This window comes from Rhodococcus sp. 15-649-2-2 (assembly GCF_002258645.1).
Classification (GTDB): domain Bacteria; phylum Actinomycetota; class Actinomycetes; order Mycobacteriales; family Mycobacteriaceae; genus Rhodococcoides.
Genome location: NZ_NPFM01000031.1, coordinates 384,326 through 399,449, shown reverse-complemented (window position 1 = coordinate 399,449; position 15,124 = coordinate 384,326). Strand labels below are relative to the sequence as shown.

The following is a 15,124-nucleotide window of genomic DNA, read 5'->3' as shown; positions in this document are numbered from 1 at the left end:
TACACCGATGGTCGACGTTCCGACAGCGATCGTATGCGTCGTACCACCCAGAACGAGAAGACGGAGGAACCGACAGTGGCCCTTCCCCAGTTGACCCCCGAGCAGCGTGCCGCTGCCCTCGAGAAGGCAGCGATCGCACGGAAAGCGCGCGCCGAGCTCAAGGAGCGACTCAAGCGTCGCGGCACCGATCTCAAGCAGGTGCTCAAAGATGCCGAGACGGACGAGATTCTCGGAAAGATGAAGGTGTCCGCGTTGCTCGAGGCGTTGCCCAAGGTAGGCAAGGTCAAGGCCGCGGAGCTGATGACGGAATTGGAGATCGCACCGACGCGTCGCCTTCGTGGTCTCGGAGATCGGCAGCGCAAGGCGCTGCTGACGAAGTTCGATTTCGAGGCCTGACCACAGTGGCTGACACTGCGACTTCATCGGCCCCATCGAACGAGCGGGGTCGATTGGTGGTGCTCTCCGGTCCCTCGGGCGTCGGCAAGTCCAGTGTTGTTCGGCTCGTGCGCGCGGCGTTGCCCGAGCTCGTGTTCAGCGTGTCGGTCACGACTCGGTCACCCCGACCCGGAGAGACCGACGGACAGGATTATCACTTCGTCTCCGCCGACGAGTTCGACCGGATGATCGCCGACGGCGAGCTGCTCGAGTGGGCGAGCATCCACGGTGGCCTGCAGCGGTCCGGCACTCCGGCCGCGCCCGTCGAGGCCGCTCTCGAGGCGGGCAGTCCGGTTCTGCTCGAGCTCGACCTGGCGGGTGCCCGGGCGGTGCGCGTGTCCAAACCAGAGGCTCTACTGGTCTTCATGGCTCCGCCCACATGGGAAGACCTCGTCTCCCGGTTGGTCGGACGCGCGACCGAGGAAAGCGCGGCCACGGAGCGTCGACTGGAGACAGCGCGGGTGGAATTGGCCGCGCAGGACGAGTTCGACACAGTGGTTGTCAATACCGATGTCGACCATTCGTGCGAACAGTTGGTATCCTTGTTGGTCGGTAGGTCGTCGGTCGGCAACAGCTGACCATTCCCACGGCGCACGAGGCCCCGACCAGCTAGTTCGTAGCACCAACGATGCAATTTCAGGAGATCATCAGTGAGCAGCATTTCAGCGGCCGTTTCCGACTTCGACGGACGCAGCGCTCTGCCGGCCTACGACACGCCGCTCGGCATCACGAATCCGCCCATCGACGAGTTGCTTGCCCGCACCTCGTCCAAGTACGCATTGGTCATCTACGCAGCCAAGCGCGCACGCCAGATCAACGACTACTACAACCAGCTCGGTGACGGCATCCTCGAGTACGTGGGACCCCTGGTCGAGCCAGGCCTGCAGGAGAAGCCGCTGTCGATCGCACTGCGAGAGATCCATGCAGATCTCCTCGAGCACACCGAAGGCGAATAAGAACCTCACAGAGGACATCTGACTTGCATGTCGTCGTCGGAGTAGGCGGAGGTATCGCCGCCTACAAGAGTTGTTCGCTCATTCGCAGCTTCACCGAGAGCGGGCATCGGGTTCGAGTGATTCCGACCGAATCCGCGCTCGAGTTCGTCGGACGTGCGACGTTCGAGGCACTCTCCGGCCAACCTGTGCACACCGGCGTCTTCGCGGACGTTCCGGAAGTTCCTCACGTGCGTCTGGGCCAGGAGGCGGACCTCGTCGTCGTGGCACCGGCCACCGCGGACCTGATGGCCCGGATAGCAGGAGGGCGTGCGGACGACCTGCTCACCGCAACTCTTCTCACTGCCCGCTGCCCGGTTGTTCTCGCACCGGCGATGCACACCGAGATGTGGGAGCACCCGGCCACTGTCGCCAACGTCGCCACGCTTCGATCGCGTGGCACACACGTGATCGAGCCGGCGTCCGGGCGGTTGACCGGACGCGACACCGGTTCGGGGCGGCTTCCGGAACCGGACGAGATATTCGCACTGTCGATGCTCGTGAGCGAGAGAGCCGATGCGCTGCCACGAGATCTCGAGGGGCGTCGTGTTCTGGTGTCCGCCGGAGGCACCCGTGAGCCCCTGGACCCGGTTCGTTTTCTGGGTAATCGGAGTTCGGGCAAGCAGGGATATGCGCTGGCCAGGGTCGCCGCGCAGCGCGGTGCCCAGGTGACCTTGGTTGCTGGATACACCAGCGACCTCGACGCGCCGGCTGCAGTCGACGTGGTGAACGTCAAGACCGCCTCGGACATGCAGGACGCTGTTCGCAAACATGCCGTCGGCGTCGATGCAGTGGTCATGGCGGCCGCGGTTGCGGATTTCCGCCCCGAGTCCATCGCGGGAAGCAAGATCAAGAAGGGCGCGAACGAGCCGTCCTCGATCCCGTTGATCCGTAACGACGACATACTCGCCGGCCTGGTCGCAGCTCGACGAGACGGCGACATCGAAACATCGACCGTCATCGTCGGGTTCGCCGCGGAGACAGGCGACGCAGACGGCGATGTGCTGACATACGCGCGGGCCAAGCTCGAACGCAAGGGCTGCGATCTGCTCGTGGTGAACGCGGTCGGTGACGGCAAGGCATTCGAGGTGGACCACAACGATGGTTGGTTGCTCGGAGCCGATGGTTCCGAGGCTGCATTGGGAGAGGGCTCGAAAGCCCTCCTCGCGAGCCGCGTCCTGGATTCGGTGGTGCAGATGCTCGATACGAGGAGCCCTCGACCGACTTCGAATCCCCGATGATGCCAAGGGTGCACGAGCGATGTCGTCCCGGCTACTGTGCTGGGCACCTGCTGTACCGATCGTAGAAATCAGGTTTGCCGCGTTCCGGCAGGGGCGATAACACCGAGGGAACGTCAATTTTCGTGGAGTGCCCGACCGGCGCACGGCGCCGGGTCGGGCAGGAACATGCGTCGAGAGGAAGTCCGTGAGCACGTCCGGTAGTCGGCTTTTCACCAGCGAGTCCGTTACAGAGGGTCATCCCGACAAGATCTGTGACGCCATCAGCGATTCGATTCTCGATGCTCTGCTCACGGAGGATCCGCGTGCCCGGGTCGCCGTCGAGACGTTGGTCACAACCGGGCAGGTTCATGTTGCGGGTGAGGTCAACACCACAGCGTATGCCGACATCCCGAAGATCGTGCGCGAGAAGGTCCTCGAGATCGGATACGACTCGTCGGCAAAGGGTTTCGACGGTAACTCGTGCGGGGTGAACGTCGCCATCGGTGCGCAGTCTCCGGAAATTGCTCAGGGCGTCGACCATTCTCACGAGGCTCGCGTCGAAGGGCTGTCCGACGACGAGATCGACCGGCAGGGCGCGGGGGACCAGGGCCTGATGTTCGGGTACGCCAACACCGACACGCCCGAGCTGATGCCGTTGCCGATCGCGTTGGCCCACCGTCTCGCACGGCGGCTGACCGAGGTTCGCAAGAGTGGAGTGCTGCCGTACCTGCGCCCGGACGGCAAGACTCAGGTGACGATCGAGTACGACGGCGACAACGCTGTTCGTCTGGACACCGTGGTGATCTCGACTCAGCATGCGGCCGACATCGACCTCGACAACCTGCTCACGCCCGACATTCGCGAGAAGGTTCTGGGTTCGGTTCTGGCCGAGCTGAACGTGCCGACCCTCGACACCTCCGACGTGCGCCTGTTGGTCAATCCCACTGGCAAGTTCGTGCTCGGTGGCCCGATGGGTGACGCCGGATTGACCGGACGCAAGATCATCGTCGACACCTACGGCGGCATGGCGCGGCACGGCGGCGGAGCGTTCTCCGGTAAAGATCCGTCGAAGGTCGATCGCAGCGCCGCCTACGCGATGCGGTGGGTCGCCAAGAATGCCGTCGCGGCCGGCCTCGCCGATCGCATCGAGGTCCAGGTGGCGTACGCGATCGGCAAGGCTGCGCCGGTCGGTCTGTTCGTCGAGACCTTCGGCACGGAGAAGACCGATCCTGTGAAGATCCGCGCGGCGATCAGCGAGGTGTTCGACCTGCGCCCCGGCGCCATCATCCGCGACCTGGATCTGCTGCGGCCGATCTATGCTCCCACCGCGGCGTACGGCCACTTCGGCCGCACCGATATCGATCTGCCGTGGGAGTCCACCGATCGGGCCGACAAGCTCCGGGATGCGGCCGGTCTGTAGACAGGGCGAAGACGGTCCAGTACGTACCTCCCCTCGCACCGGCTCGGTTCATCCAGGTCGATCGAGGTCGGAAGAAGTCGAGAAGGAGGTGCGGTGGCGGTCTCGGCACGGGTAGCGGCGTCGAGTCTTCCCATCGCTCGCATTCTCCCGATGTTGCCGCTTGCGCATCTGGACCGCGAATTCGATTACCTCGTACCCGAGGAGTTCGGTGCGGATGCGCAACCCGGCGTCCGCGTTCGAGTGCGGTTCGCGGGCCGTTTGGTCGACGGTTTCGTGGTGGCCAGGCTGGCCGAGACCGACCATGACGGCAGACTCGGATGGCTCGAACGGGTGGTGTCCGCGGAGCAGGTTCTGACTCCCGAAATCGCGGAGCTCGCTGAGGTGGTTGCAGATCGCTACGCCGGCACACGAGCGGACGTGCTGCGTCTGGCCGTACCGGCCCGCCACGCGAGGGTGGAAGCGGAAGCCACACCCGTCGTCGATCCTCCGAGCGAGCCTGCCGTCGACCGCGTGGCATGGTCCGCCTATACCCATGGCCCGAATTTCCTCGACGCCTTGGCGTCCGGTCGCCTTCCGCGAGCCGTGTGGCAGGCGCTGCCCGGCGAGCAATGGTCGATTCGTCTGGCCGAGGCGGCCGCGGTGACGGTGGCAGGCGGTAGGTCCGCGGTGGTCGTAGTGCCCGATCAGCGCGACCTCGATCGCCTGGAGGCGGCATGCACGGGGTTGCTCGGGGCCGAGCATGTTGTGGCGCTGTCGGCCGGACTGGGTCCGGCCAAGCGGTATCGGCAGTGGCTACGGTGTCTGCGATCGGGACCTGTCGTCGTCGTCGGCACGCGTAGTGCCGTCTTCGCTCCGGTGTCGACACTCGGCATGATCGCGATCTGGGACGACGGCGACAACAGTTTTGCCGAGCCTCGGTCCCCGTATCCGCACGCGCGCGAGGTGGCGTTGCTCCGTGCTCACGTCGCCGGGGCGGCGGTGGTGATCGGTGGACACTCGCGTACGGCGGAGGCCGAAGCGCTCGTCGACTCCGGCTGGGCCCACGACCTGGTGGCTCCGCGTGAGCTGATCCGAGAGCGTCAACCTCACGTGGTTGCGCTGGCCGATTCGGACCACGCTCTGGCGCGGGATCCAGCGGCTCGCGTGGCACGATTACCGGCGATTGCCTTCGAGGCTGCTCGGGCAGCGTTGAAGGCCGACGCACCTGTGCTGGTGCAGGTTCCGCGTGCGGGCTATGTGCCGTCACTGGCGTGCGCGAAGTGCCGGAATCCGGCGCGGTGTCGTCGATGCAACGGCCCGCTGGCGCTGCCCTCGGCCGCGGGCAGCGACGGTGCCAGCAGCCCGACGTGTTCGTGGTGCGGAATCGCCGACGCTGCGCATCGGTGCACGGTCTGCGGATCGCGCAACCTACGTGCAGTCGTGATCGGTGCGGGTCGAACCGCCGAGGAACTGGGGCGGGCCTTTCCTGGTGTTCCCGTGCACAATTCGGGCGGCGCGACAGTACTCGACTCGGTCCGTCCCGGGGCCGGGCTCGTGGTGTCCACGGTGGGTGCCGAGCCGACGGTCGAAGGCGGCTACGGCGCGGCGTTGCTGCTCGACGGCTGGGCACTGCTCGGCCGCGCGGATCTGCGCGCCGCGGAGGAGACGCTGCGTCGGTGGATGACGGCCGCAGCCATGGTGCGGCCGGGTTCGGACGGTGGCCGTGTGGTCGTCGTGGCCGAATCCGAAATACCTACCGTGCAGGCTCTGGTTCGCTGGGATCCGTTGTGGCACGCGAGGAGTCAGCTGGACGAGCGTGTGGAGGTTCGCTTTCCGCCGGCCGTGCACGTTGCGGCGATCGACGGCACCACCGACGCGATCACTGCGCTGGTCGAGAGTGCAGACCTGCCCGAGGCAGTGGAAGTGCTCGGACCGGTCGATCTGCCGGACGGCCAACGCCCTCCTGCAAGTAGCGGAGAGGACGGGCTTTCCGGTGATGTGCAGCGGCTGCTGATACGCGTACCCCGCAGTACCGGGGCGGCACTGGCTCGGGCGTTGTCCGCTGCGCAGGCATCTCGCAGTGCCAAGAAACTCGGTGCGGGAGTGCGGATTCAGATAGATCCGATTCGTATCGGTTGACGCTCCATCGGGGTTCGGCAGGGCTTAAGGTTGCGTCGGGGAGGCGCATGGGGCGCTGACGAGAGGTGGGGTCGGGGACATGAAGAGAAGGCAGCTTTTTCGCCGAGTGACAACAGGTGTGGCAGTGCTGGTGGGGGCAAGGCTGGTTGCGCCTGCCACCGCCGACGCCCTGCCCGGTACCGGCTCGGCGCAGCCTGCCGGGCCTGCCTTTCCGTTGGATCGCCTGCTGCAGATCGTCTCTCTGTCGCACGTCAACGATCCAGCTCTCACTCCGATCTTTCCCGGCGATCCGGAGTTCACTCTCGAGACGGCGTTCACTGTCGCCGAGGACGGGTTCTACCTCCAGTACGTCAAGGAAGGGGAGCACACCGGAACCCATTGGGGAGCTCCCGCGCATTTTCAGGAGGGTGGACTGACGGCCGACCAACTCGATCCGCAAGACCTGTTTCTGCCCGCGGTGAAGATCGATATCCGCGAGCAGGCGGCGGCCGACGCAGATTACGCCGTCACGGTCGCAGATCTGCAGAGCTGGGAGGCCATGCATGGACCAATTCCGGCGGGGGCGGCCGTCATTGCGTGGACCGGATGGTCGTCGCGTTGGGGCACCGACGCTTACGCCAACGCAGACGCGGACGGTGTGACACACCAACCCGGTTTCTCTGCGGAGGCGGCTCAGTGGCTGATCGACACGGGCAAGCTCGCAGATCGAGGCGCGCTCGGCACGGATACCTTCGGGCCCGATCTGGGCAACGACGAGACCTACCCGGTGTCGGTCAAGCTCTACGACAGGCGTCGGATCAGTTTGGAGAACCTGACCAATTTGGAGTCCATCCCGGCCACAGGTGCCTACGTTCTTGTCGGCGGTCCCATCAATCGTGCCGGATCTGGTTCTCCTGCAACCATTTTCGGTTTGGTGCCCAGGTTGTCCTGATCGATGTCCATCGGTACTCGGCTGAGCGTGCCCACGGCGTCGTAGCCGTAGACACCGGCTTTCCCCTCGCGTTTGGCCCGATACATCGCGCGATCGGCGAGCCGCATCAGCTCGTCCTCGTCGACACCGGTGGTTCGTGGTGCGGTGTCGTCGGGGTCGACGCCGGTTGTGCGGCCTATCTGCACGACACCGACGCACGCGCCGACCGAGACCGGATGCCCGTCGATTTCATGGGGAGTGCGCATAGCTTCGGCGATGCGCACCGCTGTGGTGCGCCCGGTGTCGAGGTCGGCGTGGACCAAGGCGGTGAACTCGTCGCCGCCGAAACGCGCTACCACTCCCTCGACCACGCATCTGTCGAGTCGGCGTGCAAGTTCGATCAACAGTTCGTCGCCGCCGCCGTGCCCGAATCGGTCGTTGACACTCTTGAAGTTGTCCAGGTCGATCAGCAGCAGGATTGCGCTATTCCGGCCCGCTCGGGCGTCGTTCACCGCCGCGCGCAGGTGTTCGTCGAACGACGATCGATTGAGTAGTCCGGTCAGTCCGTCGTGGTGCGCGCGGTAGGTCAGCTCGTCCCGAGCCAGAGTCAAGCTACGGAGCAGGTTGTCGTTCTGTATCAAGGTGATCATCTGTCGGACGAGCGAGAGCAGCACCACCGCAACCCCGAGCACGATGACCGTCGAGTCGAGGGTGCCGGTCAGCACACGCAGAACCGCCAGCACGATGCCGATGGCACCCATCAGTGCGTAGGGCAGCAGCATCTGCGTTCGTTCACCGGCGATGCTGTCCGTGCCGGCAAACGAAGTGGGTTCCTGGCCGTACGTCGAAGGGCCGTACGTCGAAGGGCTGTACGTCGAAGGGCCGTTGTCGACGGTTCTCGGTGTGGCGGCTGCGAGCGCGATGAGCGCGGTGCCGGCGATGAATCCGCCGTCCGTCAGGACGGGCATGAACTCTGCTCCGATTGCGACCAGGTACGCGTAGATGCTGTCCGAGATCGCCAGCATCAGGATCCCTGCCCCGAGCAGGGTGAGCTGTGACCTGTATCGAGCCGCGATGGTCGGAATCGCGATGAGCAGCACGATCATGGCGACGAGAACCAGGTCGGTGATGGGGTACATGACGGCCACGAGGAACTCGATGGGTTCGGACTCCGACGAGTGCACGACCGCACCGAGCACGGTGGCCCATGACAGAACGAAGAGTGATCCCACGACGACTGCACCGTCGAGCAGCGACATCAGCCAGACGTGGCGGGCACCTGCGGCCGCTCGTCGGGGCGACACTCCCACGAAGGCGAACAAAGCGGGAACGGCGAAGACGGGGAAGAGGAAGAACCCGACGTCTGCGACCGATGCGGTCGGCAGCGGCATGTCGAGCACGGATCGGTAGAAGGCCCATACCGCCATGCCTGCGCTCCAGCACGCCATTCCCGCGGCCATCAGCACGCGCCACTGGCGTTCGGAACCCGTCCGACTCCTGGCGGTCCGGCCGCAGACGACCGTCGCGGCGATTCCGCCTGTGAGTTGTGCGACGTCGTCGATCAGCACCGAGGTGCGGTGGCCGAGAACGCCGGATCCGACCAGGAGGACGACGGCGAGAACGCAGCCGAGCACGACGACAACCCGTCGCCCCGCTGATCCGGCCATGCGGCCCCCCTCGTTCGTGAGCGCGCGCCGCCCCGCCGGTCGCTGTGATCGGTGGCTCGGACCGGCCGATTCATCGTACCGAGAGGTGGCTGTTGTCCATGGGCTCATCGGAGCCGAAAAGAAGGAATCGGCCTCGGGATCTTGCGGAAACTGTATTGCCGATATATCGTCGAAATGTCAATCGATACAGAGGAGAACGACATGAACTACGCATTCGAAGGATTCGCACACGAATTCGGACGCCGCGGAGGCCCCCGGATGGGGCCGTTCGCAGGCAGTGGAGGCGGACGCGCGCACATGCGCGGCGCACCGTTTCAGATGTGGGTTGCCCAGGCCGACGATGACGTCCCGGTGGACGAGGGCGGTCATCGAGAGCGAGGGCGCGGAAAGAGAGGGCACGGTGAACGCGGCAGGCGCGGTGCAGGAGGTGGGTTCGGACGCGGCCGCGAGGGCATGCGGCCCGGTTTCGGTCCCGGCGGTTTCGGGGCAGGTGGCTTCGGACCGAATGCAGATTTCGGCCGAGGTCGGGGCCGAGGAGGGCGAGGTCGACGCGGAGATGTGCGTGCGGCAATCCTGCTGCTGCTCGAGGAGCGTCCGATGCACGGATACGAGCTCATCCAACAGATCGCCGACAAGAGCAACGGCACCTGGAAGCCGAGCCCCGGCTCGATCTATCCGGCTCTGTCTCAGCTCGAGGACGAGGGCCTGGTTCTCATCGACAAGGTGGCCGGACGCAAGACGGCAGCTCTCACCGATGAGGGGAGATCGCACATCGAGCAGCATCGCGAGGACCTGGGCAGTCCGTGGGACGACGTCGCCGATTCGGTCGGTTTCGACGCACGGGATCTGCGCGCGCTCATCGGACAGTTGATGGGTGCGGCCGGCCAGGTGGCCGGAGTCGGCACGTCCCGACAGGTCGAACAGGCCGCCGACATCCTCGTCGAGGCGCGGAAGTCCATGTACCGCATCCTCGCGGAGGACGGGCCGAACGACGCCCAGCCAGACGAGACGGTCGACGCTCCCGACGCGACATGACCGCTGGGTGCGGAATCGTCCGCAGCTCCAGGCACTCCCTAGGATGGGCACCCGAGATCGTTTCGTCCATCCCAGGGAGTTGCCTACAGTGCGCGTCGTCTTTGCCGGAACACCGGACCCCGCAGTCCCATCGCTGCGAAGGTTGCTGGAGTCCGAACGCCACGAGGTGATCGCCGTGGTGACCCGGCCCGACGCCGCATCCGGTCGAGGGCGGAAGACCGTTCGCTCCCCGGTCGGCCTGCTGGCCGACGAACACGGCATTCCGGTGTTCACGCCCGCGAAGCCGTCGGACCCGGATTTCGTCTCGCAGCTGATCGACTTCGCACCCGATGTCTGCCCGGTTGTCGCATACGGCGCGCTACTGCCTCAGCCGGTCCTCGACATTCCTCGCTTCGGCTGGATCAACCTGCACTTCTCGCTGCTGCCCGCATGGCGCGGTGCCGCGCCCGTACAGGCCGCCATCGCCGCAGGCGACGAAATCACCGGGGCTTCCACGTTCCTGCTCGATGCGGGGATGGATACCGGCCCGGTGCTCGGCGTCGTCACCGAGAGAATTCGCTCGACCGACACCACGGGTGACCTGCTCACCAGACTCGCATCGAGCGGAGCCGAGCTGCTGAACGCAACCCTCGACGCAATAGAAGACGGAACCGCAGGCGCCCATCCGCAACCCGACGACGGTGTTTCGTACGCGAGCAAGGTCACCGTCGACGCGGCGCGCATCGACTGGAACCGATCCGCCGCCTACATCGATCGGCACATCAGGTCGGTCACCCCGGCACCGGGGGCATGGACGACGATCGGTGAACTCCGCGTCAAGATCGCCCCGGTACAGCTGGTGCCCGATACGTTGCCTCCCGGCGCGATCGAGGTACGCAAATCCGGTGTGCACATCGGAACAGGCACGACTGCACTCGTTCTCGGAGATATCCAACCCCAGGGCAAGAAGGTCATGAAGGCACTCGACTGGGCGCGCGGCGCTCGGCTGGACGATACGGCGGTAGCGCGATGACAGAACCCGACAGGCCCCGTAAGCGCGAGTCCGGTCAGCCGAGAAAGTTCGTGAAGAAGTCGCCAGGAGCCCGTGGTCCCAAAGGAAACCGGCCTCCGCAGGGCGCTGGGCCCCGCGCAATCGATGCGATCGATCCGGCACGCCGCGCGGCCCGTGACGTACTGAAGGCGGTCCGCGAGCGTGATGCCTACGCCAACCTGGTGCTGCCCGGCTTGCTGCGAGAGCGGAAGCTGGACTCGCGCGATGCCGCGCTGGCCACCGAACTCGCGTACGGCGCGTCCCGCGCACGTGGGGTGCTCGACGCGGTGATCGCCCACGCGGCCGGGCGGCCTGCCGCGGAAATAGACGGGCCTCTGCTCGACATTCTGCGGCTCGGCTCCTACCAGCTGCTCCGGACCCGGGTGGCACCACACGCGGCCGTCGCCACGTCGGTGGATCTGGCCCGGTCCGAATTCGGCACCGGCAAGGCTGGTTTCGTCAATGCGGTGCTGCGGCGCGTGTCCGAACGCACGGCGGCGCAGTGGGTCGACGAGCTGGCGCCATCAGCAGCGTCCGATCCGGTCGGCCACCTTGCCTTCGAGTACGCACATCCCAAGTGGATCGCGCAGGCTTTCGCCGACGCACTCGGTGCCGATGCCGGTGAACTCGCTGCCGTGCTCGAAGCCGACGACGCACGGCCCTCGGTTCACCTGGTCGCTCGGCCCGGAGAGATCTCGGCCGAAGAACTGGCGCTGATCACCGGGGGAGAGGAAGGACCTTATTCCCCGTACGCCGTGCACCTCGACGGCGGCGATCCCGGCAAGCTCGACGCCGTACGCGACGGGCTGGCCGGAGTTCAGGACGAGGGCAGTCAACTCGTCGGACGGGCACTCACCCTGGCACCACTCGTCGGTGCGGACGGTGGTCGATGGCTGGATCTGTGCGCCGGCCCGGGAGGCAAAGCTGCGCTGCTCGGTGCCATCGCCGAGATCGACGGTGCCACAGTCGATGCCGTCGAGCCGACGCCGCACCGCGCCGATCTGGTGTCCAAGACGACCAAGGACCTTCCGGTGACGGTGCACACCGTCGACGGCAGGCAATCCGGACTCGACGGTGGCTACGACCGCGTGCTCGTGGACGCGCCGTGCACCGGGCTCGGCGCCCTACGTCGTCGGCCCGAGGCGCGCTGGCGGCGACTGCCGTCCGACGTCGCGGCCCTGGTGACGCTGCAGAAAGAGTTGCTGGCAGCGGCGATCGACCTGGTTCGCCCCGGTGGCGTGGTGCTCTATTCGACGTGCTCGCCGCATCTGTCCGAAACGACGGCTGTCGTCGCCGACGCGGTCCGCCGATTCGGCGTCGAGCCGCTCGATACACGCGAACTCGTGCCGGGCGTGCCGAAGCTGGGCGACGGTACGTCCGTGCAACTGTGGCCACACCGACACGGCACCGATGCGATGTTCATGGCGGCGCTACGCAAACCGATGTGACCGGACGGCGGCAGGATCAGCCGCCCGCCAGGAACGTCTCGGCGACGTTCTTCGGGGCGTAGACGAGCCACCCGTCGATCAGCAGTTCCCGTAGTTCGCCGTCGTCGGTGTTGTCGAGATCCACCAGCACCGCGGCGAACCCGTCGAAGTGCGAGATGGTGAAGCACGCCCGCGGATGTGCAGCGAGGATGGCCTCCTTCTCGTGCAGGTCCGCGGTACGAACGGCGAGGATCGGCCCCCGGGGCGGGGTCCGGTCGCCGAACCGTTTCAGGTCGGCTTTGCTGAACGGGCGAATCCACGCGAACACGTTCTTGCCGACCGCCCACGACGAACGCCCGTACCGGACGCCCACGGTGACCCCGGGCAGTTCGGCGATCATCGCCGTTGCGGAGTCGATGGTGGCCATGGGCGCACCATACCGCTCGGCTAGGCTCGTCAATCGTGGTTTCCCCGATGATTGCCCCCTCCATTCTGTCCGCCGATTTCGCACGGCTCGCCGCCGAAGCCGAGGCGGTGTCCGGAGCTGATTGGCTGCACGTCGACGTCATGGACGCGCACTTCGTTCCCAACCTCACCCTCGGGCTTCCGGTCGTGAAGAGTCTGCTGAAAGCGACGAACATCCCCCTCGACTGCCACCTGATGATCGAGGATCCGGCGCGCTGGGCCCCGCCCTACGCCGAGGCCGGGGCGTACAACGTCACCTTTCACGCCGAGGCGACCGACGACCCGTCCGCAGTGGCGCGTGACATCCGCGCAGCGGGCGCAAAAGCCGGCCTGTCGGTCAAGCCCGGCACGCCGATCGAGCCGTACCTCGAGATCTTGCGTGACTTCGACACCCTGCTGGTGATGAGCGTGGAGCCAGGCTTCGGCGGGCAGTCGTTCATGCCCGAGGTGCTCTCGAAGGCGAAAGCTGTTCGCGCACTTGTCGATTCAGGTGATCTGCGACTGGTGGTCGAGATCGACGGCGGAATCAATTCCGACACGATCGAGCAAGCCGCCGAAGCCGGAATCGACTGCTTCGTCGCCGGTTCGGCCGTCTACGACACCGCCGATCCCGCCGCCGCCGTGCGTGACCTTCGCACCCGGGCCGCCCACGCATCGCACCACCTGTCCTGATGGGCAACCCGGGCGCAGTCGCATGAGCGTCGACAGCGGGGCGGTGTCGATCACCGACGCCATGAACCTCGCCATCGAGGCCTCCGAGTCCGCCCGGGGTATCAGTGCTCCGAACCCTGCGGTCGGTGCCGTCATTCTCGATGCCCGCGGAACGGTCGTGGGTGTCGGATCCACGCGTCCACCCGGCGGACCGCATGCCGAGATCGTCGCCCTGGCCGAGGCCGGGGATCGAGCTCGCGGCGGCACTGCGGTGGTGACCCTCGAGCCCTGTGACCACACCGGTCGTACCGGGCCCTGTTCGCAGGCACTGATCGAGGCCGGCATCGCGACGGTCGTGCACGCCGTCGCCGATCCGAACCCGCTCGCATCAGGCGGAGCCGAGACTCTGCGCGGCGCGGGCATTCGCGTCGAGCAGGGGATCGGGGAACGCGAGGTACGGCAGGGTCCGCTGCGGGCATGGCTGCACAAGCAACGCACCGGGCGGCCACACGTGACCTGGAAATATGCCGCGACTCTCGACGGACGCAGCGCCGCCGCGGACGGTACGAGTCAGTGGATCACCGGTCCCGAGGCGCGCGCGCACGTGCACGCCGAGCGGGCCAAGCTCGACGCCATCGTCGTGGGAACCGGGACCGTGCTGGCCGACGACCCGCGGCTGACCGCCCGACGACTCGACGGGTCCCTTGCGCTCCACCAGCCCGTGCGCGTCGTCGTCGGATCGCGGCAGATACCGGCGAACGCCGCGATTCGCGGGTCGGAGGCACCCACGGTGTTTCTCGACACACACGATCCGGCGGCGGTGATCGAGGCTCTCGGCGAACACACCGATGTCCAGATCGAAGGCGGTCCGACGTTGGCCGGAGCATTTCTCGCTGCCGGGCTGATCGACCGCGTCGTGGCATACGTCGCCCCGGCCGTGTTGGGCAGCGGACCTGCGGCGGTGGAGAATGCAGGCATCGGAACAATTGCCGACGCAATTCGGTTCCGCACGGAGACAGTCACCATGATCGGCAACGACATACTGATCGGCGTCGTGCCCGAAGGAGCGAATTAGATGTTCACCGGAATCGTCGAAGAACTGGGCGAGATCGTGGCCAAGGACGAACTGCCCGACGCCGCTCGTTTCACCGTCCGCGGCCCGGTGGTGACCTCCGATGCAGGCCATGGGGACTCCATTGCGGTCAACGGGGTGTGTCTGACCGTCGTGGAGGTACTGCCGGACGGCGGCTTCACCGCCGATGTCATGCAGGAGACGTTGAACCGATCGAGCCTGGGTGCCCTCGACGTCGGCAGCCGCGTCAACCTCGAACGCGCCGCGGCACTCGGCAGCAGGCTCGGTGGGCACCTCGTCCAGGGCCACGTCGACGGAACCGGAACCGTGGCGGGCCGCTCGCCGTCCGAGAACTGGACCGTCGTGCGCATCACCATGCCTACCTCGGTCGCGCGCTACGTCGTGGAAAAGGGCTCGATCACCGTCGACGGAGTGTCGCTGACCGTGTCCGGACTGGGTGTTGACGACGGTTCGCACTGGTTCGAGATCTCGCTGATACCCACCACCCTCGATCTGACCACGCTCGGCAAGGCCGAGGTCGGCTCACCGGTCAACCTCGAAGTCGATGTCATCGCCAAGTACGTGGAGCGGCTGCAGTCGATCGACGCACAGTAAGTACTGTTGAAGTGCACGCAGGTAACGGTGCATCGGAGACATTCCAAGGGTGCTGAGCCAGGCCCGA

At 66.3% G+C, this 15,124-nt stretch carries 15 protein-coding genes; 13 read left to right on the top strand and 2 right to left on the bottom strand.

From position 1 onward, the window contains the following. Positions 1 to 75: 75 nt before the first annotated feature. The 7 genes from mihF (at position 76) to CH305_RS22555 (ending at position 7,116) form a co-directional block, all read left to right on the top strand. Complete coding sequence (gene mihF, locus CH305_RS22585; RefSeq protein ID WP_094705272.1) at positions 76 to 396, top strand: integration host factor, actinobacterial type; 321 nt, start codon at positions 76 to 78, stop codon at positions 394 to 396. 5 nt (positions 397 to 401) lie between these two features. Then, positions 402 to 1,013, top strand: coding sequence for a guanylate kinase (gene gmk / locus CH305_RS22580; RefSeq protein ID WP_052058391.1), 612 nt, complete (start codon positions 402 to 404; stop codon positions 1,011 to 1,013). 72 nt (positions 1,014 to 1,085) lie between these two features. Then, the gene (gene rpoZ, locus CH305_RS22575) at positions 1,086 to 1,391 is read left to right on the top strand and encodes a DNA-directed RNA polymerase subunit omega (RefSeq protein ID WP_032377808.1); all 306 of its coding nucleotides are present in this window, start codon (positions 1,086 to 1,088) and stop codon (positions 1,389 to 1,391) included. A 23-nt stretch (positions 1,392 to 1,414) separates the two neighbouring features. Beyond that, positions 1,415 to 2,668, top strand: a complete 1,254-nt coding sequence (gene coaBC / locus CH305_RS22570) for a bifunctional phosphopantothenoylcysteine decarboxylase/phosphopantothenate--cysteine ligase CoaBC (protein WP_094704933.1) — start codon at positions 1,415 to 1,417, stop codon at positions 2,666 to 2,668. A gap of 184 nt (positions 2,669 to 2,852) precedes the next feature. Beyond that, positions 2,853 to 4,067 carry a methionine adenosyltransferase gene (gene metK, locus CH305_RS22565; RefSeq protein WP_032377810.1) on the top strand — a complete coding sequence of 405 codons (1,215 nt, stop codon included), beginning with the start codon at positions 2,853 to 2,855 and terminating at the stop codon, positions 4,065 to 4,067. 150 nt (positions 4,068 to 4,217) lie between these two features. Next, positions 4,218 to 6,185: a primosomal protein N' gene (locus CH305_RS22560; protein ID WP_179278393.1), complete on the top strand. Its 1,968-nt coding sequence runs from the start codon at positions 4,218 to 4,220 to the stop codon at positions 6,183 to 6,185. A gap of 79 nt (positions 6,186 to 6,264) precedes the next feature. Continuing rightward, positions 6,265 to 7,116, top strand: coding sequence for a cyclase family protein (locus CH305_RS22555; RefSeq protein ID WP_032403360.1), 852 nt, complete (start codon positions 6,265 to 6,267; stop codon positions 7,114 to 7,116). Here CH305_RS22555 and CH305_RS22550 read toward each other — a convergent pair. After that, positions 7,032 to 8,762, bottom strand: coding sequence for a GGDEF domain-containing protein (locus tag CH305_RS22550; RefSeq protein ID WP_094704932.1), 1,731 nt, complete (start codon positions 8,760 to 8,762; stop codon positions 7,032 to 7,034). The genes CH305_RS22555 and CH305_RS22550 overlap by 85 nt on opposite strands. Before the next feature lie 201 nt (positions 8,763 to 8,963). Between CH305_RS22550 and CH305_RS22545 the strand changes: the two genes are divergently transcribed. The 3 genes from CH305_RS22545 to CH305_RS22535 all read left to right on the top strand — a co-directional run bounded on the left by CH305_RS22545 (position 8,964) and on the right by CH305_RS22535 (position 12,275). Further along, positions 8,964 to 9,797, top strand: a complete 834-nt coding sequence (locus CH305_RS22545) for a PadR family transcriptional regulator (RefSeq protein ID WP_371828261.1) — start codon at positions 8,964 to 8,966, stop codon at positions 9,795 to 9,797. Positions 9,798 to 9,885: 88 nt separating this feature from the next. After that, the gene (fmt, locus tag CH305_RS22540) at positions 9,886 to 10,809 is read left to right on the top strand and encodes a methionyl-tRNA formyltransferase (protein WP_094704931.1); all 924 of its coding nucleotides are present in this window, start codon (positions 9,886 to 9,888) and stop codon (positions 10,807 to 10,809) included. Next, entirely contained in the window at positions 10,806 to 12,275 is a 1,470-nt protein-coding gene (locus CH305_RS22535) for an RsmB/NOP family class I SAM-dependent RNA methyltransferase (protein WP_094704930.1), read from the top strand. Before fmt ends, CH305_RS22535 begins: the two co-directional genes overlap by 4 nt. Positions 12,276 to 12,291: 16 nt before the next feature. On the opposite strand, the gene CH305_RS22530 is transcribed toward CH305_RS22535, so the two are convergent. Continuing rightward, positions 12,292 to 12,681, bottom strand: coding sequence for an MmcQ/YjbR family DNA-binding protein (locus CH305_RS22530; RefSeq protein ID WP_094704929.1), 390 nt, complete (start codon positions 12,679 to 12,681; stop codon positions 12,292 to 12,294). 35 nt (positions 12,682 to 12,716) lie between these two features. Between CH305_RS22530 and rpe the strand changes: the two genes are divergently transcribed. The 3 genes from rpe to CH305_RS22515 are packed head-to-tail and all read left to right on the top strand — an operon-like array spanning position 12,717 to position 15,057. Continuing rightward, a complete protein-coding gene (rpe, locus tag CH305_RS22525) occupies positions 12,717 to 13,391 on the top strand; it encodes a ribulose-phosphate 3-epimerase (protein WP_032377816.1) in 675 nt (224 codons plus the stop codon). A 22-nt stretch (positions 13,392 to 13,413) separates the two neighbouring features. Further along, a complete protein-coding gene (gene ribD, locus CH305_RS22520; RefSeq protein ID WP_032403365.1) occupies positions 13,414 to 14,445 on the top strand; it encodes a bifunctional diaminohydroxyphosphoribosylaminopyrimidine deaminase/5-amino-6-(5-phosphoribosylamino)uracil reductase RibD in 1,032 nt (343 codons plus the stop codon). Beyond that, positions 14,446 to 15,057 carry a riboflavin synthase gene (locus CH305_RS22515; RefSeq protein WP_037150514.1) on the top strand — a complete coding sequence of 204 codons (612 nt, stop codon included), beginning with the start codon at positions 14,446 to 14,448 and terminating at the stop codon, positions 15,055 to 15,057. Positions 15,058 to 15,124: the final 67 nt, after the last annotated feature.

Excerpts from the sequence above, each read along its gene's own strand:
- CH305_RS22550 (WP_094704932.1), bottom strand. The coding sequence starts at position 8,762 with ATGGCCGGATCAGCGGGGCGACGGGTTGTCGTCGTGCTCGGCTGCGTT.
- CH305_RS22535 (WP_094704930.1), top strand. The coding sequence starts at position 10,806 with ATGACAGAACCCGACAGGCCCCGTAAGCGCGAGTCCGGTCAGCCGAGA.
- CH305_RS22515 (WP_037150514.1), top strand. The coding sequence starts at position 14,446 with ATGTTCACCGGAATCGTCGAAGAACTGGGCGAGATCGTGGCCAAGGAC.
- CH305_RS22545 (WP_371828261.1), top strand. The coding sequence starts at position 8,964 with ATGAACTACGCATTCGAAGGATTCGCACACGAATTCGGACGCCGCGGA.
- CH305_RS22530 (WP_094704929.1), bottom strand. The coding sequence starts at position 12,681 with ATGGCCACCATCGACTCCGCAACGGCGATGATCGCCGAACTGCCCGGG.
- CH305_RS22560 (WP_179278393.1), top strand. The coding sequence starts at position 4,218 with ATGTTGCCGCTTGCGCATCTGGACCGCGAATTCGATTACCTCGTACCC.
- ribD (WP_032403365.1), top strand. The coding sequence starts at position 13,414 with ATGAGCGTCGACAGCGGGGCGGTGTCGATCACCGACGCCATGAACCTC.
- CH305_RS22555 (WP_032403360.1), top strand. The coding sequence starts at position 6,265 with ATGAAGAGAAGGCAGCTTTTTCGCCGAGTGACAACAGGTGTGGCAGTG.